The 25,323-nt window shown below is 39.7% G+C and carries 21 protein-coding genes and 1 pseudogene; 16 read left to right on the top strand and 6 right to left on the bottom strand.

Annotation, left to right across the window (positions count from 1 at the left end):
- Positions 1-3: 3 nt before the first annotated feature.
- The 6 genes from ND6B_RS13485 to ND6B_RS13510 all read left to right on the top strand — a co-directional run bounded on the left by ND6B_RS13485 (position 4) and on the right by ND6B_RS13510 (position 4,419).
- Positions 4-777, top strand: a complete 774-nt coding sequence (locus tag ND6B_RS13485; protein WP_033102973.1) for a ChaN family lipoprotein — start codon at positions 4-6, stop codon at positions 775-777.
- Positions 771-1,361 carry a hypothetical protein gene (locus ND6B_RS13490; protein ID WP_033102972.1) on the top strand — a complete coding sequence of 197 codons (591 nt, stop codon included), beginning with the start codon at positions 771-773 and terminating at the stop codon, positions 1,359-1,361. The genes ND6B_RS13485 and ND6B_RS13490 overlap by 7 nt, the downstream gene beginning before the upstream one ends.
- 58 nt (positions 1,362-1,419) lie before the next feature.
- Complete coding sequence (locus ND6B_RS13495; RefSeq protein WP_010389341.1) at positions 1,420-1,686, top strand: hypothetical protein; 267 nt, start codon at positions 1,420-1,422, stop codon at positions 1,684-1,686.
- 60 nt (positions 1,687-1,746) lie between these two features.
- The gene (locus ND6B_RS13500) at positions 1,747-2,532 is read left to right on the top strand and encodes a hypothetical protein (RefSeq protein WP_033102971.1); all 786 of its coding nucleotides are present in this window, start codon (positions 1,747-1,749) and stop codon (positions 2,530-2,532) included.
- Between the two features lie 177 nt (positions 2,533-2,709).
- Positions 2,710-3,222 carry a DUF6795 domain-containing protein gene (locus tag ND6B_RS13505; protein WP_081844601.1) on the top strand — a complete coding sequence of 171 codons (513 nt, stop codon included), beginning with the start codon at positions 2,710-2,712 and terminating at the stop codon, positions 3,220-3,222.
- Between the two features lie 30 nt (positions 3,223-3,252).
- Positions 3,253-4,419, top strand: a complete 1,167-nt coding sequence (locus tag ND6B_RS13510; protein WP_013462988.1) for a lipase family protein — start codon at positions 3,253-3,255, stop codon at positions 4,417-4,419.
- Between the two features lie 13 nt (positions 4,420-4,432).
- On the opposite strand, the gene soxR is transcribed toward ND6B_RS13510, so the two are convergent.
- Entirely contained in the window at positions 4,433-4,891 is a 459-nt protein-coding gene (gene soxR, locus ND6B_RS13515) for a redox-sensitive transcriptional activator SoxR (RefSeq protein ID WP_013462989.1), read from the bottom strand.
- A gap of 98 nt (positions 4,892-4,989) precedes the next feature.
- Here soxR and ND6B_RS19560 point away from each other — a divergent pair.
- The 3 genes and pseudogenes from ND6B_RS19560 to ND6B_RS13525 all read left to right on the top strand — a co-directional run bounded on the left by ND6B_RS19560 (position 4,990) and on the right by ND6B_RS13525 (position 6,643).
- Positions 4,990-5,454: pseudogene (locus ND6B_RS19560) on the top strand (flavodoxin family protein).
- Positions 5,455-5,501: 47 nt separating this feature from the next.
- Complete coding sequence (locus tag ND6B_RS13520; protein ID WP_016900110.1) at positions 5,502-6,026, top strand: DsrE family protein; 525 nt, start codon at positions 5,502-5,504, stop codon at positions 6,024-6,026.
- Positions 6,026-6,643, top strand: coding sequence for a GDSL-type esterase/lipase family protein (locus tag ND6B_RS13525; protein WP_033102970.1), 618 nt, complete (start codon positions 6,026-6,028; stop codon positions 6,641-6,643). Before ND6B_RS13520 ends, ND6B_RS13525 begins: the two co-directional genes overlap by 1 nt.
- 35 nt (positions 6,644-6,678) lie before the next feature.
- Here ND6B_RS13525 and ND6B_RS13530 read toward each other — a convergent pair whose 3' ends face one another.
- A complete protein-coding gene (locus ND6B_RS13530; protein WP_033102969.1) occupies positions 6,679-8,928 on the bottom strand; it encodes a TonB-dependent receptor in 2,250 nt (749 codons plus the stop codon).
- Between the two features lie 280 nt (positions 8,929-9,208).
- Here ND6B_RS13530 and ND6B_RS13535 point away from each other — a divergent pair, with 280 nt between their 5' ends.
- The 4 genes from ND6B_RS13535 (at position 9,209) to ND6B_RS13550 (ending at position 13,929) form a co-directional block, all read left to right on the top strand.
- Entirely contained in the window at positions 9,209-10,216 is a 1,008-nt protein-coding gene (locus tag ND6B_RS13535; protein WP_010389326.1) for a LacI family DNA-binding transcriptional regulator, read from the top strand.
- A 169-nt stretch (positions 10,217-10,385) separates the two neighbouring features.
- Positions 10,386-11,624, top strand: a complete 1,239-nt coding sequence (locus tag ND6B_RS13540; protein WP_033102968.1) for an MFS transporter — start codon at positions 10,386-10,388, stop codon at positions 11,622-11,624.
- A 15-nt stretch (positions 11,625-11,639) separates the two neighbouring features.
- Positions 11,640-13,136, top strand: a complete 1,497-nt coding sequence (gene treF, locus ND6B_RS13545) for an alpha,alpha-trehalase TreF (protein WP_051686685.1) — start codon at positions 11,640-11,642, stop codon at positions 13,134-13,136.
- Between the two features lie 103 nt (positions 13,137-13,239).
- The gene (locus ND6B_RS13550) at positions 13,240-13,929 is read left to right on the top strand and encodes a response regulator transcription factor (protein ID WP_013462996.1); all 690 of its coding nucleotides are present in this window, start codon (positions 13,240-13,242) and stop codon (positions 13,927-13,929) included.
- Between the two features lie 52 nt (positions 13,930-13,981).
- On the opposite strand, the gene ND6B_RS13555 is transcribed toward ND6B_RS13550, so the two are convergent.
- Genes ND6B_RS13555 through ND6B_RS13570 form a run of 4 tightly spaced genes read right to left on the bottom strand, consistent with a single transcriptional unit; the run spans position 13,982 to position 17,113 of the window.
- A complete protein-coding gene (locus ND6B_RS13555) occupies positions 13,982-14,755 on the bottom strand; it encodes a CsgG/HfaB family protein (RefSeq protein ID WP_024602690.1) in 774 nt (257 codons plus the stop codon).
- Positions 14,755-15,177, bottom strand: coding sequence for a curli assembly protein CsgF (locus ND6B_RS13560; protein WP_016900115.1), 423 nt, complete (start codon positions 15,175-15,177; stop codon positions 14,755-14,757). Before ND6B_RS13560 ends, ND6B_RS13555 begins: the two co-directional genes overlap by 1 nt.
- Positions 15,171-15,563 (bottom strand): curli production assembly/transport protein CsgE, encoded by a 393-nt coding sequence (locus ND6B_RS13565; protein ID WP_016900116.1) that lies wholly within the window; start codon positions 15,561-15,563, stop codon positions 15,171-15,173. The genes ND6B_RS13560 and ND6B_RS13565 overlap by 7 nt, the downstream gene beginning before the upstream one ends.
- Positions 15,564-15,604: 41 nt before the next feature.
- The gene (locus tag ND6B_RS13570; protein WP_013463001.1) at positions 15,605-17,113 is read right to left on the bottom strand and encodes a curlin; all 1,509 of its coding nucleotides are present in this window, start codon (positions 17,111-17,113) and stop codon (positions 15,605-15,607) included.
- Positions 17,114-17,683: 570 nt separating this feature from the next.
- Between ND6B_RS13570 and ND6B_RS13575 the strand changes: the two genes are divergently transcribed.
- The 3 genes from ND6B_RS13575 (at position 17,684) to ND6B_RS13585 (ending at position 25,260) form a co-directional block, all read left to right on the top strand.
- Positions 17,684-20,191 carry a S8 family serine peptidase gene (locus ND6B_RS13575; protein WP_033102966.1) on the top strand — a complete coding sequence of 836 codons (2,508 nt, stop codon included), beginning with the start codon at positions 17,684-17,686 and terminating at the stop codon, positions 20,189-20,191.
- A gap of 229 nt (positions 20,192-20,420) precedes the next feature.
- Positions 20,421-23,597, top strand: a complete 3,177-nt coding sequence (locus ND6B_RS13580; protein WP_152333071.1) for a glycosyl hydrolase family 18 protein — start codon at positions 20,421-20,423, stop codon at positions 23,595-23,597.
- A 67-nt stretch (positions 23,598-23,664) separates the two neighbouring features.
- On the top strand, positions 23,665-25,260 hold the full coding sequence (locus ND6B_RS13585; protein WP_033102964.1) for a lytic polysaccharide monooxygenase: 1,596 nt from the start codon (positions 23,665-23,667) through the stop codon (positions 25,258-25,260).
- Positions 25,261-25,323: the final 63 nt, after the last annotated feature.

Below are 25,323 nucleotides of genomic sequence, written 5' to 3'. Positions count from 1 at the left end.
GTAATGAATAAAATAAACACGGATGTAAATTACAAAACAATGGCCGGTAATGCGCGATTAGTGATGCTTGGTGAATCGAGCCATAATACCGCTGGCTATAAATATGAAGCTATTAAAGCCCTAAAACAGCTTAAAGGAGCTGGATTTACTCATTTTGCGATGGAGATGTTGCCACGCTCTATGCAAGAAAAAATTGATTTTTACCAACGTACGGGTAAAGGTTTTAGAGAAATTCAACAATACTTTGATGAAAACTGGGCTTGGGGTTATTTAGTTCCTAAAGCTTATGGTGAGTTAGCAAAAGCTGCTAGAGATATTGGCTTAAAAATTATTGCCTTAGATATTTCGCAACAAATAATGGAGGCTATGGATAAGGAGTGCTCTTATGATCAATATATTGGAGGGGACTGTTTGAGCACGCACACCCGTCGTAATAAAATATGGGCTGATAATATAGCGGGTGTTTTAAATCAATCGAAAGCAAATCGTATCGTTGCTTTTATGCATCGATGGCATGCTGTACAGGCTTCAAACTACGAGCCTGGTTTAGATACCCTAATGCCAATTAGGGGAATAAATAGCATTAGGTTTATAGATTTTATAGGGGGTATTGCTTGTCTATCTCAAAGGCGTTGTGAAGGCGATTCAACTGAAATAAATACTCTCAAGCAGCAATACTTTTATCGTGAAGGTTTCCCTTCTAAACATTCAGTTAAATCATTTCAAGTTCATATTCCTGAACAAAGAGTCAATTCTGATGGAACTCTCAAATGGTAAAAAGAATATTTATAGCTTTTTTTGTTCTTTGCACAATCACTGCTCAAGTTCAGGCTAAGTCGTTATCAAAGACTTTATGGCCAGATCTTGATATCAACAATCCTGAGTTGTCTAAAAATACAGTGATGCTTCAATGTCAAAAAAGCTTAATGTATGCGCCTAGACAGCTTGAAAAGTGGTGCGAAAAAGCTTACGACATGGGTGAGTATGAAGCATTACTTTTTATTGGCCATCATACTGGGGACGGCTCACGTTATGTTAATGAGTTAAAGCGCCGTGTGCTGAAAAATGAAAATTTGGCTATTCGCAGGCTTGCATGGCTTTATGATGGTGGTTTGTTTGTTGAGGAAGATTTAAAGGAAGCCGCACGTTTATATGAGCTTTTTTTAACTCAGGCAGAAGAGCCCTATCCAATTCTGTTAAGGTCGATTCATTACGATTTGGCAAAAATCTATACAAAGCTTGAAGATTGGCCAAATGTTATTATTAATGCGCAATATGTGATAGATCAAAAGTTATACGATGGCTCTGATACTTTAGCTAAAACATTAAAAGAAAATGCCGTAGCAGCAATGAACAATTAAAAAATATCAAATCCAAAAAGGAGCTATAAACGCCAAATTAAGGCGTTATAGAATTATTATGGAACAACAACACCAACAAACACTAACCAACCTTGTATACGATATTTACGAGGATCCAACTAAAATTGAAGAGCATCAAGAGCTTATTCAACCATTATTGAGCGATTTAGTCGCAACTGCGCCTGCGGGTTTTGAAGGCATGGCGACGATGATTAATACTCATATTTCAAACGGGTTTAAGTTTAAAAACCCTAAAATACAAAAGTTTGAGCTTGAGTCGGGCTTATTAAAGCTTAAAACCTACCTGCAAAAAATAAACCTTTAATTAGTTTCGAAATTGCCAATACTCTCGGCGCAGTGTGTTGGCAGTAATCAAGGATGATAAATGACTCTTATAAACACCTGCATTTTAATGCTGTTTTTACAGCCATTATTTGTTTATTTAGCACTTTTTAAACAGTCAAAATATAGCGTTGAGCCAAAAAGCTCGTTAGATAATGAAGATTCAATGTTTTTATTTATCGCCCCTGGCTTATCGGTTTTTTACCTTGATCAGTTTTGGGTCGCGCTGCTTTATTTAGGTAGTGTGTGCTTATTGGGTGTATTGCTAGCTAAAATTGTAGAAAGCAAAGCAAACAAGCGATTGACCAGAGATGATTCAATAGGGTTTATGGTCGCCAGTTTTATCTTTTTTGGAATGATAAAGTTAATAATTGTTGCGGCTGCGTATTTTTTTACCGTTGACGCTTCAAGCGCGATAACACAAGATTTAAGCCCAGCTAAAGAGCCCTCATTGACGATTAGCCAAATGTTTAGTGTGGATTATTTATATAGCCAGTTTAAACCTACGGTTTATTTTTTAGCATTAATGGTCGTGACCTTGGTGCTCAAAATTATTGAGTATAAGTTTTCTCTGAAGGAGGCGCTTTCAGGCATACTTATTATGCTAAGTGCGATATTAGTCGGTATTTCCCCATTATTTGGCGAAGCTTATATATTAGGCTTAATTGCTAACTTTTTTATCTTTTTTATAGTGTGCTCTACATGTATTGAAATAGACAAAATAGGGGATGCATCGGGTGGCGCTATTGCTATTTTATATGGCTATATATTAATGATGGGACTTGGGTTTAGCATTATATGTAAGCTTGTTTATGAATTGTTTTTTTAGGGAATGATTTATTGCTTGTTTTTTGCTCTACATGCTTGCAGTGCGCTTTGTACCCAATTAGAATAAATTTTAGTTGAAATGGTAATTTCATTAACGCTGATAGTTAAGAGTTTAAAACGTCATTAAATAGCAATACGACACGTGTATTTTGAGGCGAATAGTTGGGAGTTGTATATTTTGTTATCACGTTTTAAAGCTTACTTTTTGGTAATTATATCTATTACTATTATTTTTACTACAACACAGGCTTGTGCAGATATGTTTGGTTTTTTTAATAAACAGGATTTTGTTTTATCGGCTCCGGTAAAAGGGCAATTATTAGATAAAGGGCAGCCTGTTGCAAATACTAAGGTTGTACGTGCGCTTACTTATGGTGATGAATATAAAGATGAAGCAATAACCGATGAAAATGGTTTTTTTACCTTCACAGAAAAATCTATAAAAACGAGTAAGCCTGCAAACATGTTTGATAATGAATCATTGGTTCAGCATGTTTATTTAGAAAATGGTACGCCTGAGGGCGTTGTACTTTGGTACACAACCGTGTCTATGCACGAGGGGAGTGATACCCTAAAAAACTTACTCGCTAACTTAGAGTGTGATATTGCCGAAGAGCCACAAACATACGACATACCTATAGAAGAAGCGCCAGAGCATTTTTTTACGATATATGGTGCATGTAAAATGTAACTTTTAACATAATCATTTAAAGGGAATTTTATGAATACTTTAACTCCTACACAAGCTGTACAAGTTGCTTTGCTTGCTTATAAAGCAAAGAGTATTAAAAGTACCACGTTACTTAATAATTCTTTGCATCCTTCTCTGCGAGGTAGCTTTAACTTTGGGGTTAGCCCTGAAGCAGTACAAGGAATATCTGGTGGTTTTTTCTCTCATTTATTTGGTTTAAGCACTGGTTTTGGTTTGCTAGGACATGGCCAAGGGCTGTATCAGGGTGATTCAGTGATCACTATTCGCGGTACGGCTTCTCTTAGAGATGGCCTAACAGATGCACATTTTGGGTTAAGCGGTGGCTCTAACGGCAGTATGGTACATGCTGGGTTTAATAAAACCTTTTATAGCATGAAGCCCGCTTTACAAGAGTTTGTAGCGGCTAACATTCGAGACAAAATAACCGGCTGTGTGCACATTGTTGGTCACAGTTTAGGTGGGGCACTGGCTACGCTTTCTGCTGATTGGATAAAAGCAGAGTATTCGTTACCCGTTAAATTATATACATTTGGCTCGCCAAGAGTGGGGCTTGATAACTTTTCACGCGCTGCCACTTCTCGTATTGATAAAATATACCGCTGTACACACGGTGCTGATCCGGTTACAAAAGTGCCTTTGTGGCCATTTTCACATGCGCCCTACAATGGCCAAGAAATTCGTCTTGATAATGGTCAGGGCCTTAAAGGCGCAGCACACAAGTTAAGTGGTACGCCAGGCTATGTTAATACTGCAAACAGTAATGATTGGGGCAATTTAACTGTAAAAGCAAACCACTTTTTAAGCACGCCAGTACGCTTAAAGTTTGAAGACAGAAACCAAGCTTCATTTAGTTCACACTGGGCAGATAAACTGGGCGCTGCGTTAGTTACCTTATTAAAAGATTCGGGTTACTACAGTGCTGTTGCGGCACAAGCAGCCATAGGTACAGGCTTAACTTTTTACGATATGCTCGCGCGAACGCTTGATAAAATAGCCAAAGCGTCAGCCTCATTTGCAACGCAAACCTTAGGTTTACTCGGCCACATGCTAGTGTTTGCTGGCAAAGTTATTAGTAAAGCCGTAGAGCTGACTTACAGTTTTATAAAATCGGTATTTGACTCAACTCTAGGGGCGTTATATCGCGCAGCACGAGAAGGCTTAAATGGTCTAGATTAAGGTCTTATAAGCCTTAATCTCGCTCTAACAAAATGGCACCACTTTGGGTTTCACCTAAGTGGTCGTCTTTGTTATAAATAGGGCACTTACTCATTGATAAACACCCACAGCCAATACAGCCATCAACCCGTTCACGTAAACGTTGCATATAAGCAATGCGCTCATCAAGCTGTGCTTGCCATTGTTTTGAAAGTGCAGACCAGTCTTTTTGGGTAGGTGTGCGCTGCTCTGGTAACGTTGCCAGAGTTTGTTTAATTTCTTCCAGCGTGATCCCCATCGCTTGTGCCGCTTTTATAACTGCGACTCGCCTTAGTACATCTGGTTTAAAGCGTCGTTGGTTGCCACTGTTTCGCCAACTGCGTATTAGCCCTTTAGTTTCGTAAAAGTGCAGTGTAGATACCTTAACGCCACTGCGTTTAGCGACAAACCCAACCGTTAAGTTGGCTTCAGTAAGCTTTTTTTGTACCGCCATCACTTTAATTCCTTTTAAAAATTAAATTATTTTTTATTGACCTGAACTTAACTTGAGGTTTTAAGCTTTGCTCCATCATAAGAAAAGGAGCTAACCCAATGCAAGAAAAATCAGCACACCATATCGCAATCATATATTCAAGTGGACGTAAAAATGGCAATACTACCGCGCAAGTTAATGCCTAAAGTAAGCAACAAAGCGGCATTGTTTTTTGCTTAGATGATTATGTTATTTCACCTTATCGCTACGATAAGCAGTATCACAATGATGATTTTTATAATTTGTTTGAAGTGTTACTTCGTTACGAACATTGGGTGTTCGCATCGCCTGTGTACTGGTATAACACCACGCCAAAAATGAAAGCATTTATAGATAGGATCACAGATTACATGGATGATGAGGCGTTAAAACCGAAGCTTAGAACTTTACGTCAAAAACAGTTTTCACTGTTGTCTAATGCTGCATCTCCCTCTGCGCCAGACGCATTTATCGATATGTTTAAACATACCTTTAATTATTTAGGAATGACTTTTAAAGCGCATTCACATGTTCAGGCTAGTTAATCACGTTAAATAGCGTTAGGCTAAACAAAAAGTAAAAAGGATGATGTATGAAAACGTTACTTATTGGCTCAAGCTTACTTTTGGCTAGCTTTAGTACTCTTGCTGCAGAGCCTGCGCCTGTTATTAAAGACTATGGTTATTTTTATAATGTGCCCGAGCATGTGTCTGATTTAAGCCAAGCGCAGTTTAAGATAGCTTTTGATGTAGGTAAAGGCGCTGAAAAGGGCGCGCAAAATAATCATATTAATTCGTTAGCGCGATTTATTAATATGCATGTGGCTCACGGCGTAAAACCAGAAAATATTCAGCTTGCGCTGGTGGTACACGGTGGAGCCAGCGTTGATGTACTGCAAAACAGTGATTATAAAGCTCGGTTTGAAAAAGATAACAAAACCGAATCTTTAATTAAACAGCTGCTTGCTAATAACACGCAGGTATATGTATGCGGGCAGTCGGCAATGCATATGAAGGTAGCAGCAGATCAGCTTATCCCTGGGGTGAAAATGGCGCTTTCTGCGATGACTGCGCATGCGCAGTTACAGCAACAAGGCTATACATTGAATCCGTTTTAATGAATATTCTGTGTTTTGGTGATTCCAATACCTTTGGTATTTCTCCTGTTGATGGCAAACGGCTGAGCGAAATTGAACGCTGGCCTACTTTATTAAAGCAGCAGTTGGGCACTGGCTTTGAAGTGATTGAAGCCGGGGAGCCTAATCGTACTTTAGTCAATAACCCCCCGTTTATGGGAGATAAATCGGGCATTAAATATTTAAAACCGTATCTGGAAGCTCACACTGTTGATGTTGTTATTATTCAGCTTGGCACCAATGACTTAAAAGCACGTTTTGCACTGTCTGCTATCGATATTGGCAAAGCGCTGGAGGAGTTAATTTTAGCTATTAAAGCCTTTTATCACTGTAAAACAATACCAAAGATAATCATTATAAGCCCGCCCAAGGTTCGTGAAGTGGGAAGTTATAAAAGCATTTACGCAGGTGCAGGTAAAAAAGCTGAACAATTATCCATTGAGTTCAAAGCCGCCGCTGATCGTCACACGTGTGAATTTTTAGATTGTTATCCGCTGATAAAACCATGCAAGAAAGAGGGCATACACTTACCCGTTAGTGCGCATAGAGAGCTTGCTAATAGGTTGACACCTATAATAAAAAAAGCCGCCGTGTATTAAACACAGCGGCTTTAATTTATTGCTTAGGGAGTGTATTAAAATGCATAACTAACGCTTAAGCGTGTTGTACGCGGCATAATGTAACGCCCATTGGGCGCGTCGGCATTACGTGGGTCGCCTTCAGTGATACCTTGCTCGTCGGTTAGGTTATCTATGGCTAATTGCAGTTTAATGCCTTCCATTGGTTCAACAATTAAACCTAAGTCTACTTTTTCGTAGCCATCGAGTGTCACGGTGTTTTCGTTATTACCAAAGCGGTCATCCACCGCTGAAATTGTTCCATATAAAGTGGCATACATGCCGTCTACTTCAAAGTCATAGCTTGGTGTTACACGTACTTGCCATTTAGGCTGGCGCTGTGCTTCATTGCCTTTATTTTCTGGACTTTCAGTGATTTCGGTTTGTTGTAATGTGGTATTTAAATTAACAGAAAAGCCAGATTCATGATTAAAGTTGTAATCAAGTTCAACACCATACGCTTCGTTGGTTAAAATTTCAGCCGGCACACCCGGGCGACTTACAAAGGTATCGCCTTTTACTTCATTGACAAAAAAGGTGGCGTAGAAGTCGGTAGAGTCTGAAATAAGCTTGTAACCTAGTTCGCCCTGCGTTACTTCTTTAATTAGTTTTTCACCCCCTTGGTATGCGCCAAAGTTATCTCTAAAGTCATCAAAATATGGCATTTTATAACCACGGTTAACACGTGCAAACACGCCCATGTCGTCATTAATTGAATAGTTTAAACCGGTTGTCCATGAGGTTTTACTTTCATCGTAATCAACAGTTTTAGTGATAATACCGTCAAGGTCTTCATCAACACTGTACTGCACATCATGGTTTTCTTTACGTACACCTAAATCAAGCGTAAATGCATCTGCAAATTTATATTGGCTTGTAAAGTAAAGGGCATTGGTGCGTGCATCGCCTGTTGAGCTAATATCGTAATTAAAACCACACCCGTCAGTGTTTTGGTTACATTCAATACCATTTAATAACTCACCACCAGCTTCCAGCACATGATACGCGGTATTACCTAAGCTCCACCAATCGCTCGCAGATGTGCTTGCTGTGTAATAACCAAAAGTGGCTGATAAGTCACCAAATTGTTTTGAAAAAGCTAAGTCGTTAGTAAACGAGCTTATTTCTTTTAATACTACCCAGCGACCCAGTTGCTGAATCGCAGTGTCACTAGCATATTCGGTGTTAGTTACCGCACCGAATGCCGTTTGGCCATTGTCGGCCACTTCACCAACGGTTGTTGCTGAACCATTAGGTACTAGGCCAAATGTATTGGCATCGCCTTTGGTAATATTGAAGCGATCAATAAATTGCCAGCCATTATCAAATTCAAGTTTAATACTACCTCCGGATACATGGCCATCCCATCCTCGGCCATCACCTAGGTCAATGTCGTGTGGTTGCGCATTTGGGCCGGTAAAAATCGTCGCTTGACGGTTAAGTGTGCCAAGTTGGGTATATTCAGCATCAATGCCATTAACATTGAGTGGTGTTGGTAAGTACCATGCGCCATGATCGTCTGTTTGACGGGTATAAAAGTTAAGCTCGCCATTGTCTAACTCTTTAGTAATGTTAATTGTAAATTGGCTGCCTTTTTCTGAGGTAAACCCTGCATCACGAATACCCGGTGAGCTTTTAACATAGCCGCCTACCATAAAATATAGGTCGTCGGTGATTTCACCACTTACTACAGCATCAACCCGTTGTAAGTCGTAATCTGAGGTGGTGTATTTAAATAAGCCTTGAGTATCTTCACTGCCACGTTTTAATCTAAAGTTGGTTGTTAAACCAGGCTGACCATTGGATAGCACAGGATTAGGACCACCACGCAGTGCTTCCATTGTTTCAATCGTTTCATCGATTCTAAATAACGATGAGTTTTCTAAAAATGAAAGAGTAGGCGCAGGGTAAACTGGCGAGCCTTCTATACTGAGTGTTAAAAATGGCGCATCACCACCTCCTGGAAACCCACGCACAAATACGTTGGCACCAGACTCACCGCCAGAGCTTTCAACCCACACACCGGGAACGGCTTTAAATAAGTCAGCAGTACTTTTAGGTGATAATTTTATAATTTGTGATGAATCAATATTTGTTACAGCGTAGCTGGCATCAATCTTTCTGATCCCAACACCTGCGGGTGTACCAGAAACGACAATTCGCTCAACTTTTTTTTCTTTTGCTTGTTCTGCTGCAAGAGCAGCGTGTGTGCTTAGGGCTAAAGTAATTGCACAGGTTAGCATGCTTTTTGCTTTATTGAATTTCATGTGTGAGATCCCGTTTTTAGTGTGTTAAACAGTGTGTATTACAGCGAGATTGATTAAATTTTAATGTAAACAGGCTGTATAAATTGAAACTCTAGAGATAAATGCAAACGTTTGCAATATTTATTTGTAAATTATTTATTAATAAGGGCTGTTGTTTTATTGAGCGTAATTACACAAGAGCGTAATTTTTAAGTTAATGGGCAAGCCAGTAAAAAATAATAATGCTATATTGTCAGTAAGTTAGATATAGCAACAGCCGCAGTGGAGCGTTTAGGGTTTTATGAATAATAAAAAAATTAAATTAGCTGATTTAGCAAAGCTTGCTGGGGTGTCTACCTCAACGGTTTCGCGCGCGCTGAATAATAACCCGCTCATTAAGCAAGAAACCCGCGACAAGCTTCAGCAGCTTGCAAAAAAACATAATTTTAGCCTTAACACGGCGGCTAGCCGTTTGCGTACGCAAAAGACCAATGTTGTTGCCGTCATTATTAATCTTGATGAGCAAACCGAGCAATCAATCAGCGATCCATTTTTACTCAAGGTAGTGAGCGAAATTAACCTTGCGCTTAATCAACAGGGATTAGAGTTGTTGTTATCTAACTCTATTATGGCGCAAGATGACTGGGCTAATTACTTTATTAATGGCCGCCGAGCAGATGGCATTATTGTTGTGGGGCAAGGAAAAAACCAAACTAATATAGAAGCGGCTGCCGATGCAGGTATTCCTTTAGTTGTATGGGGGGATCCAAAAACACAAAGCAATTATCCTATTGTCGGCAGTGATAACTACTTAGGAGGAATGCAAGCGACCGCTCATTTAATAGAACACGGTGCTAAAAATATTTTATTTTTAGGCGATCCTGAGCATGGTGAAATTAGTGAAAGGCATCGTGGTTACGCTGCTGCACTTTCTACCCATAAACTTGAGCAGCATGTTATATCCATTGATCTTACCAGTCGCTCTGCTTATCAAGCAATTAATCAATTATTACGTGAAAAAGGGTTGTATTTTGACGCGATTATGGCCTGTAGTGACATGGTTGCACTGGGGGCGATGAAAGCGCTGAAAGAGCGCTACGTGAGTATTCCCAACGATGTGGCTCTGGTTGGATTTGATGACATTGCCATGGCTGATATCAGCCATCCTTCACTTTCTACAATTAAACAAAACACCCAATTCGCTGCGACTTTGTTAGTTAAAAAGTTAATACAGCAGTTTTCAGGTGAAAAAGTCGAATCACAAGTTATTGATATAGAATTAATTACTCGCCAGTCAAGCAAACGTTAACTTAGTATGCATGTATAAAAATTGTTAAATTTAAAATGCAAACGATTGCAATGATATTTATTCTACTCTAAACTCAGGATTCACTGACTAACACACACGGTAATTTACCAGCTATGGGTAATTTGCTTTATAAACGTTATGGCGTATGTCGCTATAAACGAGGCACGCAATGAGTAAAATAAAAATCACACTGGCAATTGCTGCAAGCTATTTTATTTTCGCAATTTTATTAAATAGCGTAGGCACTGTTATTTTGCAGGCTATAAACACATTAGGGGTAAGCAAAACAGAAGCGTCGGTTTTAGAGGGATTTAAAGACTTATCAATTGCAATAATGTCATTTGTTGTTGCTTCATTTATACCACGTTTAGGCTACAAGCTTGCAATGCTGCTAGCACTGATAGTTGTCGCTATAGCGTGTTTGAGTACGGCTGTAATAAGTGACTTTTACATGTTTAAAGTGTTATTTGCTGCTGTGGGTTGTGGTTTTGCGGTCGTTAAGGTGTCGGTTTATTCAATTATTGGCCAAGTGACTGAGGATGCAAATAGTCACTCATCATTACTGAACACCATAGAAGGCATTTTTATGGTGGGTGTATTAAGTGGCTATTGGGTATTCACCGCATTTATAGACCCTGTTGATAGCAATGCCTGGTTGAACGTTTATTACGTATTAGCAGCGCTTACGCTTTTGGTGATTATCAGTGTCGTAATAGCACCAATAAAACCTGCTATTAAAGGTCAAAAAAGCAACTCTGGTTGGAATGACTTTATTGCTATGCTCAAACTTACCTATCAACCGTTAGTGCTGATTTTTATTATTAGTGCATTTTTGTATGTGTTAATCGAGCAAGGGGTAGGGACTTGGTTGCCTACATTTAATAATCAAGTTTTGCAATTACCAGTAGCCATTAGTATTCAACTAGCGAGTATTTTTGCCGCAGCTCTTGCTTTAGGGCGCTTAGTGGCGGGCCAAGTATTAAAGCATATTCATTGGTTTGTAGTACTTAGCTGTTGTTTAGTTGCTATGGCTGCATTGATCATTATTACCTTACCACTAACGGAAAACTTACCTAAAAGCGAGGTGAATAGTTTATTTGATGCGCCTCTGGCGGCGTTTGTTTTGCCATTAATTGGCTTTTTTATGGCGCCCATTTATCCGGTCCTCAACTCAGTCATGCTCAGTGCGCTACAAAAGCATCAACATGCTGCAATGACAGGGTTAATCGTTGTGTTTTCAGCACTTGGTGGCACCACAGGGTCGGTGATAACGGGGTATGTATTTGAGCACTTTAGTGGCCAACATGCTTTTTATCTTTCACTTGTGCCCATGAGTTTAATTTTTATTAGCGTGATTATTTTTAAAAAACGCACCCATGCCATTTCACAACACGCAGTCAATAGTTAATAGATTAGGACAGTTATGAGTTTTTTTAATAGCCAATTATTTAAAGATGTACAAACACAGCATATATTTAGCGACTGTAAAACGTTTGCTGATGCAACCGCGCGTGTTGATTGGCAAAGTGCCTGTAAACAGTATGAGCAAATAGCACCCCTTGATAAAACTCAATTAAGAGAGTTTGTTGATGCGCATTTTATAACAACGCCTTTATTAACAATGAAAGGGGCTGCAAATACCACAAGTGTAAAAGGCTACATAAACTCACTGTGGAGCGGCCTTCGACGTGAAGCCGATACACCCAAAGCTAATTCTTTACTCGCTTTAAAGCACAGCTACATTGTACCTGGTGGACGTTTTCAAGAAATTTATTATTGGGATAGTTACTTTACTGCGCTGGGTTTAATTGATGCAGATAAAAGTGATGTAGTAGAAGACATGCTACAAAACTTCATAGACTTAATTAACGATTACGGCTGCATTCCAAATGGTAACCGCAGTTATTATTTATCGCGTTCACAACCGCCGATTTTAGCGCTGATGGTTGAGCTTTTATGGCAGCACACTCACAGTAAAACACATAATTTAGCTTGGCTTAAATTGTGTGTTGAAGCTTTAACAAAAGAGCACGCATTTTGGATGCAAGGAGCAGATACACTCGATGATGCGCAAACAAGTGTAAAACGCGTAGTAACAATGCCATGTGGTGGGGTATTAAATCGCTATTGGGATGATGAGGCGGCTCCTCGCGCAGAGTCATTAAGAGAAGACTTAGCGCTTGCATCAGGATTTAGCGATGATAAAAAATCTGAGTTTTATCGTAATATTCGTGCTGCGTGCGAATCTGGGTGGGACTTTAGCTCGCGCTGGTTAGCCGAGTCAAACTTACTAAGCTCAATTCAAACGACAGATATTGTACCCATAGATTTAAATTGCCTACTGTACAATTTAGAAAATCAGCTTAGTGAATGCTTTAAATTGCTTGGTAATGAGCAACAATCACAAACGTACAGCGGCTATGCTGTAAAAAGAAAGTCGCTTATTAATCAATACCTTTGGAGTAATGAGCAGCGTTTTTTTGTTGATTATAATCATAAGCTATCTAAGCCGTCTGCTATTTTAAGTGCAGCGGCAAGTACCCCGCTTTTTGTTAATTTAGCCTCGCAACAGCAAGCTGAACTGGTTGCAAACGTATTGAGCAAGCAGTTTTTAAAAGTAGGTGGTATTGTAACAACGGTTGTTGATACTCCACAACAATGGGACAGCCCGAATGGCTGGGCTCCATTACAATGGTTTGCGGTAAAAGGCTTGCGTAATTATGGTATTGATCAATTAGCTACACGCATAATGAAAAACTGGCTAACAATGGTAGAACAAGATTTTATTGAAAATAAATGCTTGTTGGAGAAATATAACGTATGCACACCGCAACAAAAAGCCAGCGGGGGTGAATATCAAGTACAACAAGGATTTGGTTGGACTAACGGTGTTACATCACGCTTTTATACCCTTTTATAGGGTAACTAAACTCATTGGCTTATACCAAAAGAGCATTGTGTTTTGTAGTTAATTTAGGTAATGTGACGATTGTTGTAAATCTAATGTTTCAAGGATGAGTTATATGTTGCAAAAAAGCTCGGCTTTTATTAAGACAACGCTTCAATCGTCTTTCCATTCTCAAAACTACACAGTTATTTTAAGAACACTTCAAGCCATTTTTGGTGATATAAAAATGGACAGTACTATCCCACATATTGATCAGCGTGGTGCTTATGACATTTTTCTAATTGATGGATCTCAAAATGATTGGCAGGACTTGATCCCAGCAGATTTAATTTGTTTGGCTAAACAGTATAAGGTTGTGCTTTTTAATGTAGAACTAGAGCAAGTATGTGAAAAAAACTTATTACTTAATCATTTTAATGGGGTATTTTATAAATCGGCAGCAGCAGAAGATATATTTAAAGGCTTAGTAAGAATTTCTACTGGTGAGCTTTGGTTTACTCGTAAAGTAATCTCTAAGGCCTTTAATGATATTCTAAGTGTGGCCTCTTCGTTTAGCTCCTTAAGCGAAGATATCACGTTAAATGAAGCTGACTATAAACATTTAACTAAACGAGAAAAGTCGGTTATTCATTTAATAGCACAAGGAGCGAGTAATAATAAAATAGCGGACAAACTAAACATTAGTGACCACACTGTTAAAACTCACCTTTATAGCGCATTTAAAAAAACTAATTCGCGTAATAGAGTTGAATTGGCCAATTGGGCGCAAAGATATATTTCAGTATTATTACCCGTTGAGAGCTAATCGTTATTTGTTTGGCCACATCAATGACGTTGTGGCCATCTGCAAGAGTAGGTTAAGTTGCCTGTTTAGCCCATAAGCCTTTATCAATACCTTTGGTGATAAGATCTGTAAGCGCTTTTTCTATTGCTTGCGTTACGCAAATACTCATTGGTTCATTATCACTAAAGCCCGCCTCAGCTTCCGCCAGACGTTTATAGCTAACATACCTAAAAAAACCTGCTCGCATTTCTTGGCTCAATACTTTTTTGCTGGTGGCTACTGATAACAATACCTGGCCAGTTCTTACATCTACGGCACGTAAATAGATTGATATTGCATCTTCACGATATAGCTCTGATGCGCCAATACCAAAATATTCCATTCCTAAGCCACCCGTTTTTACATTGGTGTCGTAACTAATTATACCGCCTTCTAAAATGATTTTCGCAGTGGTTAACGGCGGTAGCTCGCCTTGATTAGGGTTAGTCGCTTGTGCCGCTCTAATTATTTTTCTCTCTGTTAAAATATTTTGTAGACCCTCACGTTCAACCGGCGTAAACCAGTCAGACTCATGTAATGCTTGCACTAGAATAGAGTTTGCACCTTGAGTGACGGCCGTTGAAAACGAGCTAACATTAGTTTGTGGCTTATATTGACCGGTTTGATCGCGAAATGAATAAACCGAGACTGGAATGCTGCCCGCAGGTTTAGGTAAGCTTTTTAAATCAGAAAAGACATCTGTTGGCTCTAACGTTACCGCACTTTGTTTTGACGGAGGGATTAAATTACCCATAGTAGAGCAACCACTAAGAGAAAGAGCGATTGTTATTATTATTAATTTATACATTATCCAAACCTCGGTACTTCGATAACCACAACCGAGTCATCAATTACATTTGTTATTCTAACCGTGATAGTGTCGGTTGTACTGGTGATCACTTCTATTTGATAATCACCACTCATAAAAATGGAGTCTTGATTAAAAACACTGTCTTCAATATTTTCCCCAAAAGCCATGTCGGTGATTTCTCTCACCATTCGATTTAAGTATGTCCGCTCTAATGAATCTTGAAACTGCTCTGCATACCCTTTTTCGACAACCGGCGCTTTATGTTTATTTTGTGCTTGTGCCTTACTAAGCAGCATATTGGCATTGAGAGGGTTGCCACCAAAACTCGGGTTAATAGGGGTATAAATAATTTCAGTTGCGGAGACTGAAAAGCTTAAAGTTGTTATTATTGTTAATGCTATTTTTTTCATTGTTACCATCCATTCAATGCCATATCAGGACTCGCTGTTTGCATATTCGATCGCGCCATAGCGTCCATTACAGAGTGCACTGCTTGCTCTACTCGCTCGTCCAAAGGCTCTAACTTTCGTCCCAAATGGGTTGCATAAATAATCTTATGATTCATTATTAAAACTAATTTAGTACCAGCACGGGGTATAACCGTTTCTTTTATTTCTACATTAAAGCCAGCTGTTGAAGGCAGTTCACGCCAATAATTTGAAAATTCACTATAAAATTGATACCCAAAGCGACTAATACTTTTGTTTAGTAATAATCCATCGATTTCTAAATCAGCACTGGCATTACTCAAAGGAGTAAAAAAAGTTAAAAGTATAAAAAGATAGATATATTGTTTATTTTTCATAGTTAAAATAAGGGAGAGGGTTACTCTCCCCGTCTCATCAATTACATTTGTGTAATTGTTGCTGTATTACCATCACCAAGTTGAGTGACAGAGAATGTACTGTTAAAGCCAATTACGTTACCTTCAACAGTGTTGTAGTTACCGGTTTGAGTAACAGAGAATGAAACGTTTTCACCGCCTAATAAAAACGCTGAATCTCCAGTTCCACCTACCCAGTTACCTTCGCCTTGCTGTGCAATATCAATAGAGTGATTACTGCCTTCTACCATTAAGTCAATAACGTTAATATCACCATTTTGAGCAATATCAATTTGGTTTGCGTTACTATCAAGGATACCCGCTAGTGTAACAATCGCCTCGTTTTGATTACCGACTTGATTAACATCAATATCGTTATCGTTTGAAGTGAGAGAAACATCAGGGTATGAAGACTGCACTAAAATTGCGTTTTCATCGCCACCTGATTGGCTAAGATCAACATCGTTACCGCTACCATTAAAGTTAGCTAAATGAACCGAGTTAAAATCACTAACCTGGGTTACTGTAAATTCATTATTTGAACCAATGACACCCATGTATGCTTCATTAGTGTTACCAACTTGCATTGCTGTAAGCTCATTGTTATCGCCCATTAGCTCAGTAGTCGCAAGGTTTTCATCACCAATTTGATTAACTGTTACTTCATTGAATGAACCGTCAAAAAGACCAGACTCAATAGCATTATTCGAACCTTCTTGGTCTAGTTTTATTTCATTATCATTACCAGTAACGGCTGCAAAAGTAATGGTATTGTTATCACCGCTGCTTTGTTCAATAGCTATTTCGTTGTCATCACCAGCAATATCAGTAAATGTAATGATGTTACGTGAACCATCTTGGCTAACGTCAATCTCATTTTCGTTACCGCGTAATGAGCCTATTTTAAATTCATTCCAGGTGTCTGTTTGTTCAATTTCAATAATGTTTTCATCGCCTGATAAGCTAAGTACTTCAAATTCTTGCCACATACCAGACTGAGATGAAATAATTTCGTTACCATTACCTCTCATGTCCATGTTGTAAAACCAGTGACCGCCATTTCCTTGTTCAACGTCAATATTATTGTCGCTACCAGTGATAATATTGATTGCTTCATTGTTTTGAAATAACCCTTGGCCGAATTGAGAAACATAAACGCCGTTGTTATCACCCGTTATGCGTGTGATGAAACCATTAGCAACACCATCTTGTGCATAAGTTTGTTGGTTGTTATCACCTGTTGTTTCAACTTCGGCGTAATTACCATTTTGTAATTGAGCTATTTTAACATCGTTGTTGTTACCGATTTCAGTAGCTAGTGCAGTATTGCCATCGCCATCTTGAGAGACTAATGCCGTGTTGTCAGAAAATGATTGCTTAACTGTTACAGCATTCTCAATGCTACTTACAGATACTTTAGCTGCAAGCTCAGAAGTTGAACCTGCTTTTGTTTCTGTGTTTGCGTTTGCTGTAAAGCTGGCGCCCATTGCAATTGCAATTGCACAGCTTAAAAGTGATTTATTCAATTTCATTATTATTCTCCTTGAAAGATAAAATAAAATACCTTGATTATTTATTAAGTTTTAAAAAGGTATTTTCGTTGCAGCATGCCGTGCTGCCATAATGTGTGATTAGCTTTTTATTCTTAAACGTAAAATGCTGTTTTAAATATGAACTAGGGTTTGGTCATTAGTACTTGGTAAGGTGGTTTGCCATTCACTAATTCATAACTGCTCAGTCACTGTATTCTTCAATGAGTTCATTTTGAATCATCTTTTTTAATGGTAATTTAAATCTATAAATTTCAATTACTTACTCCTTTAATTTGTATTTTCTATCTATTTACATCAAAAACCAGTAAAAAATAATGAGTTAACACTATGTTAAAAATAAGTTATTTAATTCATTAAAATGGCTGCTATTAATGTTTTTTTTACTGTATTTCTAGTTAAAAATAATGGTTTTGTTCCTGATTTTGCTTTTTTTACTTGAGTTAGTGACTGATTACCCGTTTTCTTAACGCTTGCCACGTGATTACTTAAATTCATAAACGTAAATATTTCGCTTAGTAAAGCTAAGTTAACTTAATTACGGATAGAACAATGAAAACAAAATTATCTATTATTACACTTGCACTTTTACCTTGTTTAGCTGCGGCTAAATTGCCTGATGTTAACAGTACAACTCAAAAAGTAACTGCGAGCAGTGACTCGATTATTGTTAAATATAAAAAGAATGCTTCGCCGGAAATGCGTAAGCAAGCTCGTTCGTTAGTAAAAGCCAAAATATCTGATCTAAATAACGATGAAATTGATGATAACTTCACCTCGTTATTTTCAGGCCGCCTCGCAAAATTTAAAATATCAGGAATGAGCGCTAAAGAAGCAATTGAGCGCTTAAAATCGCATCAAGCTATTGAGTATGTTGAGCCTGATTACCGAGTGAGCATAGCAAGCGCAACTAATGACCCTCGTTTTGATGATTTATGGGGCTTAAACAACGAAGGCCAAACTGGTGGCACGGCTGATGCCGATATTGATGCACCAGAAGCATGGTCAATCTCTACAGGTAGTCGTGATGTTGTAGTAGGTGTTATTGATACGGGTGTTGATTATAGCCACCCTGATTTAGCTCCGAACGCGTGGGTAAACAGTGGTGAAATTGCCGGTGATGGTATCGATAATGACGGAAACGGTTACATTGATGACGTTCACGGTATTAATGCAATTACTGATGTTGGTGACCCGATGGATGACGAAGGCCATGGTACACACGTATCGGGTACAATCGGTGCCAGTGGTAACAATGGTGTCGGTGTTGTTGGTGTAAACCATGATGTTTCTATTGTTGGTTGTAAGTTTTTAGCCGCAGATGGTACAGGTTCTACCTCTGGTGCTATTAAGTGTATCGATTACATGGTTGGCCTTAAAAATGCGGGAGTTAATCTGCGTGTGTTAAATAATAGCTGGGGCGGCGGTGGTTTTAGCCAAGCGTTAGCTGATGCGATTACGGCTAGTGAGCAAGCTGATATTTTATTTGTTGCTGCTGCGGGTAACGATGCGGTTGATAACGATCAAAATCCACACTACCCATCTAACTATGAAAACGACAACGTATTATCGATAGCAAGTACTGATAGCAGAGATAATATGTCTAGTTTTTCTCAATGGGGCCTAACAAGTGTTGATATGGGCGCACCTGGCTCAGGTATTTTGTCGACCGTTCCTGGTAATAGCTATGCTACTTATTCAGGTACATCTATGGCAACACCGCATGTAGCTGGTGCTGCTGCACTTGTACTTTCAGTTAATCCTGATTTAACAACACTAGAGCTTAAAGAATTACTTATGTCTAGTGGTGATGCTAATGCGGCATTAAATGGTAAAACGGTTGCAGGTACACGTCTAAATGTTAACCAAGCGCTAATTGATGCTGATCCAACTCCAGGCTTTAAATTATCTGTATCGCCGGTTTCTCAGCAAGCGACTGTAGGTGATACGGTTACTTATACCTTTACGATTGGCTCAATTGCACAATGGGAAGGTGACGTTTCACTGGCTTTAGCTTCAGATCTTACCGATGCATCACTAAGCGCAACTACCGCTCGTCCGGGCGATGAAGTTGTTCTATCAGTTGCAACTAACAGCGATACTCAGTGGGGAAATTACGACTTTACTGTTACCGCAACATCAGACGAGCAAGTTAAAGAACAAACTGTTAGCTTAATGCTTCAACCTGCTGGTTTAAATGATTTTACTTACAGCAGTGATGAAAACATCGCTATTCCAGATAATTCTCCAGAGGGCGCAAGCTCGGTTATTACGGTTGCTGATGATTTAACTATTTTTGGCACCACTGCTGATGTAGATATTACGCATACTTGGTCTGGTGACTTAGTACTTACGCTTATTTCAGCGCAAGGTACAGAAGTAACTTTACAAAGCAATGAAGGTGGCAGTGCAGACGATATTGTTAAGTCATTTACATCAAGCGTATTTAATTCTGAAGTGGCAACCGGAGATTGGACACTTCATGTTGAAGATACAGCTGGTGCAGATACGGGTAATATCAATGGTTGGTCACTTACATTTAGCGCTATTGGTGAGGTAAGCCCACAACCACCACAAGCTGGCTTTAGTGTTTCAGCACAAGGTTTAACTGCTACATTTGTAGATACAAGTCGTGATGTAAATGATGACATTTCACAGTGGAGCTGGAACTTTGGTGATGGTTCAACATCAACAAACCCAAATCCTACACATGTTTACGCTCAGTCAGGAAGTTATGAGGTTGAATTAACCGTAACGGATAGTGAAAATAACTCAGATACATTCACTCAAACAGTGGTTGTTAGTGATGTTGAAATTGAATTGAGCTTAAAACGCGCTAACAAGTCACGTCTTGATACTATGCGTGTTGAGTTAAACTGGGCAGAAGTAGGGGCTGAGTCACTTAGCCTATACCGAAATGGCGAACTAGTAGATACCGTATCAGATAATGGCCGTTACCGTGATTATGTGCGTAACGCAACATTACCGGCATACGACTATCAGTTATGCGTATCTGAAAACGTATGTTCGAATATTATTACGGTTTCATTTTCTGAATAAAACGTTTACCCCTTAGACATTCAAAGCCCAGCAATGCTGGGCTTTTTTATGGAATATCCCCTCTTAATTTTATAGTAATAAATAATTAGTTGATTTTATAATCTAATTATTTTGTATTTATTTTGTTTGTTATTTGTGCATTATTTTCTTGATATTTACGATATCCATGTTAAGTTTGTACCTGAAAGGTAAAAAATAATGAGTATAAACATCGTTAATGGAGGAGCCAATGAGCTCACGTAAAATAATAACAAATGCCTTTAATCTAAGTGCTTTATCGTTAAGTTTTCTTAGTTTAAATGTACACGCGTCTATTGATTGCAGTGCGTTAGAACAGTGGCAAACAGGCCAGACACACGTTGCTGGAGATCAAGTGCAAGTGCAAGCGCAAAGCACAGCGTATGAAGCTAGCTGGTGGACGCAAGCCAATCCAGTGGAGAATGCTGGTGATTATAAAGATTGGAAAATTTTGGGTGCGTGTGACAACGCTGTCATTGATAATGAAATTCCAGTAATTACCGAGTTAATGCCTGCAGACGGTTTTCAACTAACCGATAAAGACAGCGTTGTCATATCGGCGCAAGCAATTGATAACGATGGAGAGGTAACCACCGTTGAGTTTTTTGTTGATGGTATTTTTCTAGCTGCAGATACTTCATCACCTTACAGCGTTGATTGGCGAGCTGTGGCGGGTTCTCATCAAATAAGTGCAATTGCAACGGATGATCAAGGTGCGCAGTCATTACAAATCATCAATACCTTAACAGTTGCAGATGACGTTACTAATCCTGTTAATCAAGTACCCGTTGCATCAATTTCATTGAGTACCTTACCTGAACAGCTAATTGTGGGTTCACAAGTTGTGTTTGAGCTTTCAGGTAGCGATAGCGATGGTGAGATCACCGCGCTTAATTTTGCTATAAATGGTAATGATACTCATCAAGCGACATCAGCAACTAGTCAGTATACATGGCAGGCTACAGCTCTTGGGCAAGCCAGCTTTACACTTACAGTGACTGATAACGAAGGGGCTACAGCACAAACCACAAAAACCCTAAATGTTGTTGACTCTGCAGCGCCCGGCAGTGGTGTAACTGATTGTCAACCACAAGGGTTATATCAAACCCCCGGTGTTAATACGCCTTATTGTACTGTGTATGATGCTGATGGTCGTGAAGTTATGGGAGCTGACCACCCGCGTCGTGTTATTGGTTATTTTACTAGTTGGCGAAATGGTGCTAATGACCAACCAAGTTATCTAGTTAATGATATTCCATGGGATAAAATTACTCATATTAATTATGCCTTTGCGCATGTTGATGCCAATAATAAAGTATCTATTGGCGATCCTAATTCAGCAAATAATCCTGCTACAAACATGGAATGGCCAGGCGTTATTGGCGCTGAAATGGATCCTGAGTTTGCATACAAAGGACACTTTAATCTTTTAAATAAATACAAAAAACAACACCCACACGTTAAAACCTTGGTATCGGTAGGTGGCTGGGCTGAAACGGGGGGGTATTTTGATGAAACCGGCCGCGTTGAAAGTGGTGGCTTTTATACCATGACCACCCATGCTGATGGCTCAGTCAATTATGAAGGTATTAATGCATTTGCAAAAAGCACCGTTGAGTTTATTGAAAAATATGGATTTGACGGCGTTGATATTGATTATGAATACCCATCTTCAATGAACGACTCAGGTCACCCCGATGATTTTCCTATATCCAACGCGCGCCGTGCAGGATTGAATGCCTCATACCAAGTGCTAATGAAAAAAGTACGTGAAGAGCTAGACCGTGCAGGTGAAGCAGCAGGTAAGCACTATTTACTCACTATTGCGTCTCCATCTTCTGGTTATTTATTACGAGGTATGGAAACCTTTCAAGCGGTTAAATATCTGGATTATGTAAACATTATGTCTTACGACTTACATGGCGCATGGAACTCACATGTAGGGCACAATGCTGCCTTATTTGACACCGGTTTAGACTCAGAACTGACACAATGGAACGTCTACGGCACTAAAGAATTTGAAGGGATTGGTTACTTAAACACCGATTGGGCGGTTCGTTATTTCCGAGGGGCAATGGCTGCCGGTCGAATCAATATCGGTATTCCTTATTATACTCGAGGTTTTAAAGATGTGTCGGGCGGAACTAATGGTCTATGGGGTCAATCGGCTTTACCAAACCAAGCTGATTGTGCCACAGGTACAGGGGTTGGTGAAAAGAACAAGTGTGGTAATGGTGCATTAGGTATTGATAACCTTTGGCACGATAAGAACGACGCAGGTCAAGAAATGCCCGCCGGTTCAAATCCTTTATGGCACGCTAAAAATCTCGAAAATGGTATTGTTGGCTCTTACCTCGAAGTGTATGGCTTAACCCCCGATACCGATACTGACGATCGCTTAACAGGTTCTTACACACGTTATTACGACAGTGTTGCCGTCGCACCTTGGCTTTGGAATGCCGATAAAAAAGTATTTCTGTCGATAGAAGATGAAGAGTCGATGGCCTCTAAAGTTGATTATGTTATTAACAACGGCCTTGGCGGTATCATGTTCTGGGAGCTTGCTGGTGATTTTGATTACGACTCAGCAAAAGGCGAGTACTTCATGGGGTCAACGCTTACTTCACTTGCATACGATAAGTTTAATCAAAGCGGTGTTGCATATGATGTACATGGCGGAAATCCAAACTTTACAGTGCCTGCTGAAGCTGTAGATATCACATTTGAAGCCAAAGACTTCCCTGTCGGTGATGATAACTACCCAATCAGCCCAACATTTGCGTTTACCAATAACTCAAGCCTTGATTTAAGCGGTGCAAAAATTTCATTTGATGTACCGGTATCAACCTCCGCTATTTTTAAATCCAACTGGAATGCACAAGAAAAACTGGGCATGGCAGTAGAAGTAAATGGCTCGAACGCAGCGGGTAATAATATTGGCGGTTTTGAGAACGAGTTCCACCGTTTCTCAATCACACTGAACAATGAATGGGGCGGTCAACCAAAAGACTTTAGCGCTGGTGCAACTGTGAATGCACAAGTGATGTACTACATGCCAATCACTGGGCCTAGCAACTTTACCATTGAAAAAGATGGAAAAACTTACGCATTCAAAGCTGAATACCCAATGCTACCAGATGCAACACCGGGTGATGGCACGAGCAATCCAGATAACGGTGGCGGTGACCCTGCAGGTACGTGTGAAGGAGTTGATATAGCCTCGATACCTGTTTATCCAAACTTCCCTCAAACTGACTGGGCGGGCAACCCAAGCCATGCCGCAGCAGGTGACTTAATGTCTCATAACAACGCGATATACAAAGCCAAGTGGTGGACAACGTCTGAGCCGGGTGTAACGGCTGATTGGACCCTAAGTTGTAGCCTGTAATTTTCAAAAACAATAAGGGGTAGGCCTGAGCTTGCCCCATGTATTGAGTCTTAGAAAGGATAAAATAATGGCATCAATTAAACTTAACACACTATCGCTATCTGCAATCGCAGGTGGCTTGCTACTGAGTATGCTAGCACCGCAAGTACAAGCACATGGTTATATGGATAGTCCTAAAGCACGCCAAGCATTTTGCCAAGATGATGGCGGATACTGGTGGCCAGAAGATGGCACAAATATTCCTAACCTTGCTTGTCGATCAGCATATCTAGAATCCGGCACGGTGCAGTTTGTGCAAGCGATTGAATTTTCTGTTAATACTCCTGACTATTTAAATCAAACCGCAGTTGAGGCCAGTGTACCAAACGGCACTTTATGTGCTGGTGGCGATACAGCCAAACGCGGTATGGATTTACCATCACCACATTGGCAACGTAGTGACGTAGTGCCCAATGCTAATGGTGAAATTCAAGTTCGTTACCTTGCATCAACGCCACATAATCCCAGCTTTTGGCAGTTTTACTTAACTAAGCCAACTTTTAATGCCGCTACTGATGTATTGACCTGGCAAGACTTAGAGCTAGTTCAGGAGTATCAAAATGTTGACGTGATTAAAGACACCGATGGTGAGCGTTATTATCAAATGAGTGTGGCTATTCCACAAGGACGCAACGGTGATGCCATTTTGTACAGCCGCTGGCAACGAAACGATGTTGTGGGTGAAGGCTTTTATAACTGTAGTGATATAAATATTGTAAACGACGCTGCTCCAACCAATCCGAATGCGTGGGCAAGCCTTGGGTACTTTGTACGTCAAGGGCAAAATGCCATTGTTGGCGACACCGTATGGGCTCGCTTATTTGATGAATCTGGCCAAGAGGTGATTAATCAACAACTTAAAATCAATGCCGATAATCAAGCAAATTGGCAGCAAGTGTTGGCGTCACAACTTAACCTTGATTATGCGCATTTAGTGCAGATTGGTGTGCAAAATCAAATTGGCGATGTTGTATTTAACAGCGCTGATGTACTAACAAACCAAGTCTATGGCAGCAATCCAAATTATACCTATACATTAAGCGTGCTGGGCACCCCTGATAATACAGCGCCTATTGTTAGTAAGCCAGAAAACCTAGTAGTTGATGAAAACACCACTACGGCTGTGCATTTACATGCGTTTGATGATGAGCAAAATGCGTTAATTTATACTTGGTCAGTACCGGCACCACTGAGTTTTACCGGTAGCGATGCCAATATCAACTTAATTTCACCTGAAGTTTCAACACCTACAGATTATACCGTTGTGGTATCTGTTTCTGATGGCCAATTAACGACCCAAACCGAGTTTGTTGTCACCGTTAATGACAGCGTTATCAATGATCCTGTTATAGCGCCTTGGAGCACTACTGAGGTTTATCAAGCAACAGATAAAGTGAGTTTTCAAGAGCGTGTTTACTTAGCTAAATGGTGGAATCAAGGTCAGCAGCCCGATAGTTCAAGTGCGTGGGAGCTTGTTGAGGAGGGTACTAATCCAGCAGCATGGAGTATTAACAAAGCCTATCAAGCGGGCGCAGAAATAATCTATCAAGGACAGCGCTATCGCGCTAATTGGTGGACTCAAGGCGATACGCCAGGACAAGCCGATGTATGGAAAACACTGTAACTAAAAGCCTAAGTTTTGTAGTTCAAACTTATTAAACCAAAATAATCACATTAAAAATAGATA

The organism is Pseudoalteromonas sp. ND6B (genome assembly GCF_000764215.1).
Taxonomy (GTDB): Bacteria; Pseudomonadota; Gammaproteobacteria; order Enterobacterales; family Alteromonadaceae; genus Pseudoalteromonas; species Pseudoalteromonas tetraodonis.
Note: the sequence above shows the minus strand (reverse complement) of the source record. Positions and strands in the feature narration are given on the sequence as shown.

Bases quoted from the DNA above. Each gene is read 5' to 3' on its own strand.
- ND6B_RS13485 (WP_033102973.1), top strand. From the start codon at position 4: ATGAATAAAATAAACACGGATGTAAATTACAAAACAATGGCCGGTAAT.
- ND6B_RS13490 (WP_033102972.1), top strand. From the start codon at position 771: ATGGTAAAAAGAATATTTATAGCTTTTTTTGTTCTTTGCACAATCACT.
- ND6B_RS13495 (WP_010389341.1), top strand. From the start codon at position 1,420: ATGGAACAACAACACCAACAAACACTAACCAACCTTGTATACGATATT.
- ND6B_RS13500 (WP_033102971.1), top strand. From the start codon at position 1,747: ATGACTCTTATAAACACCTGCATTTTAATGCTGTTTTTACAGCCATTA.
- ND6B_RS13510 (WP_013462988.1), top strand. From the start codon at position 3,253: ATGAATACTTTAACTCCTACACAAGCTGTACAAGTTGCTTTGCTTGCT.
- soxR (WP_013462989.1), bottom strand. From the start codon at position 4,891: ATGGCGGTACAAAAAAAGCTTACTGAAGCCAACTTAACGGTTGGGTTT.
- ND6B_RS13520 (WP_016900110.1), top strand. From the start codon at position 5,502: ATGAAAACGTTACTTATTGGCTCAAGCTTACTTTTGGCTAGCTTTAGT.
- ND6B_RS13525 (WP_033102970.1), top strand. From the start codon at position 6,026: ATGAATATTCTGTGTTTTGGTGATTCCAATACCTTTGGTATTTCTCCT.
- ND6B_RS13530 (WP_033102969.1), bottom strand. From the start codon at position 8,928: ATGAAATTCAATAAAGCAAAAAGCATGCTAACCTGTGCAATTACTTTA.
- ND6B_RS13535 (WP_010389326.1), top strand. From the start codon at position 9,209: ATGAATAATAAAAAAATTAAATTAGCTGATTTAGCAAAGCTTGCTGGG.
- ND6B_RS13540 (WP_033102968.1), top strand. From the start codon at position 10,386: ATGAGTAAAATAAAAATCACACTGGCAATTGCTGCAAGCTATTTTATT.
- treF (WP_051686685.1), top strand. From the start codon at position 11,640: ATGAGTTTTTTTAATAGCCAATTATTTAAAGATGTACAAACACAGCAT.
- ND6B_RS13550 (WP_013462996.1), top strand. From the start codon at position 13,240: ATGTTGCAAAAAAGCTCGGCTTTTATTAAGACAACGCTTCAATCGTCT.
- ND6B_RS13555 (WP_024602690.1), bottom strand. From the start codon at position 14,755: ATGTATAAATTAATAATAATAACAATCGCTCTTTCTCTTAGTGGTTGC.
- ND6B_RS13560 (WP_016900115.1), bottom strand. From the start codon at position 15,177: ATGGTAACAATGAAAAAAATAGCATTAACAATAATAACAACTTTAAGC.
- ND6B_RS13565 (WP_016900116.1), bottom strand. From the start codon at position 15,563: ATGAAAAATAAACAATATATCTATCTTTTTATACTTTTAACTTTTTTT.
- ND6B_RS13570 (WP_013463001.1), bottom strand. From the start codon at position 17,113: ATGAAATTGAATAAATCACTTTTAAGCTGTGCAATTGCAATTGCAATG.
- ND6B_RS13575 (WP_033102966.1), top strand. From the start codon at position 17,684: ATGAAAACAAAATTATCTATTATTACACTTGCACTTTTACCTTGTTTA.
- ND6B_RS13580 (WP_152333071.1), top strand. From the start codon at position 20,421: ATGAGCTCACGTAAAATAATAACAAATGCCTTTAATCTAAGTGCTTTA.
- ND6B_RS13585 (WP_033102964.1), top strand. From the start codon at position 23,665: ATGGCATCAATTAAACTTAACACACTATCGCTATCTGCAATCGCAGGT.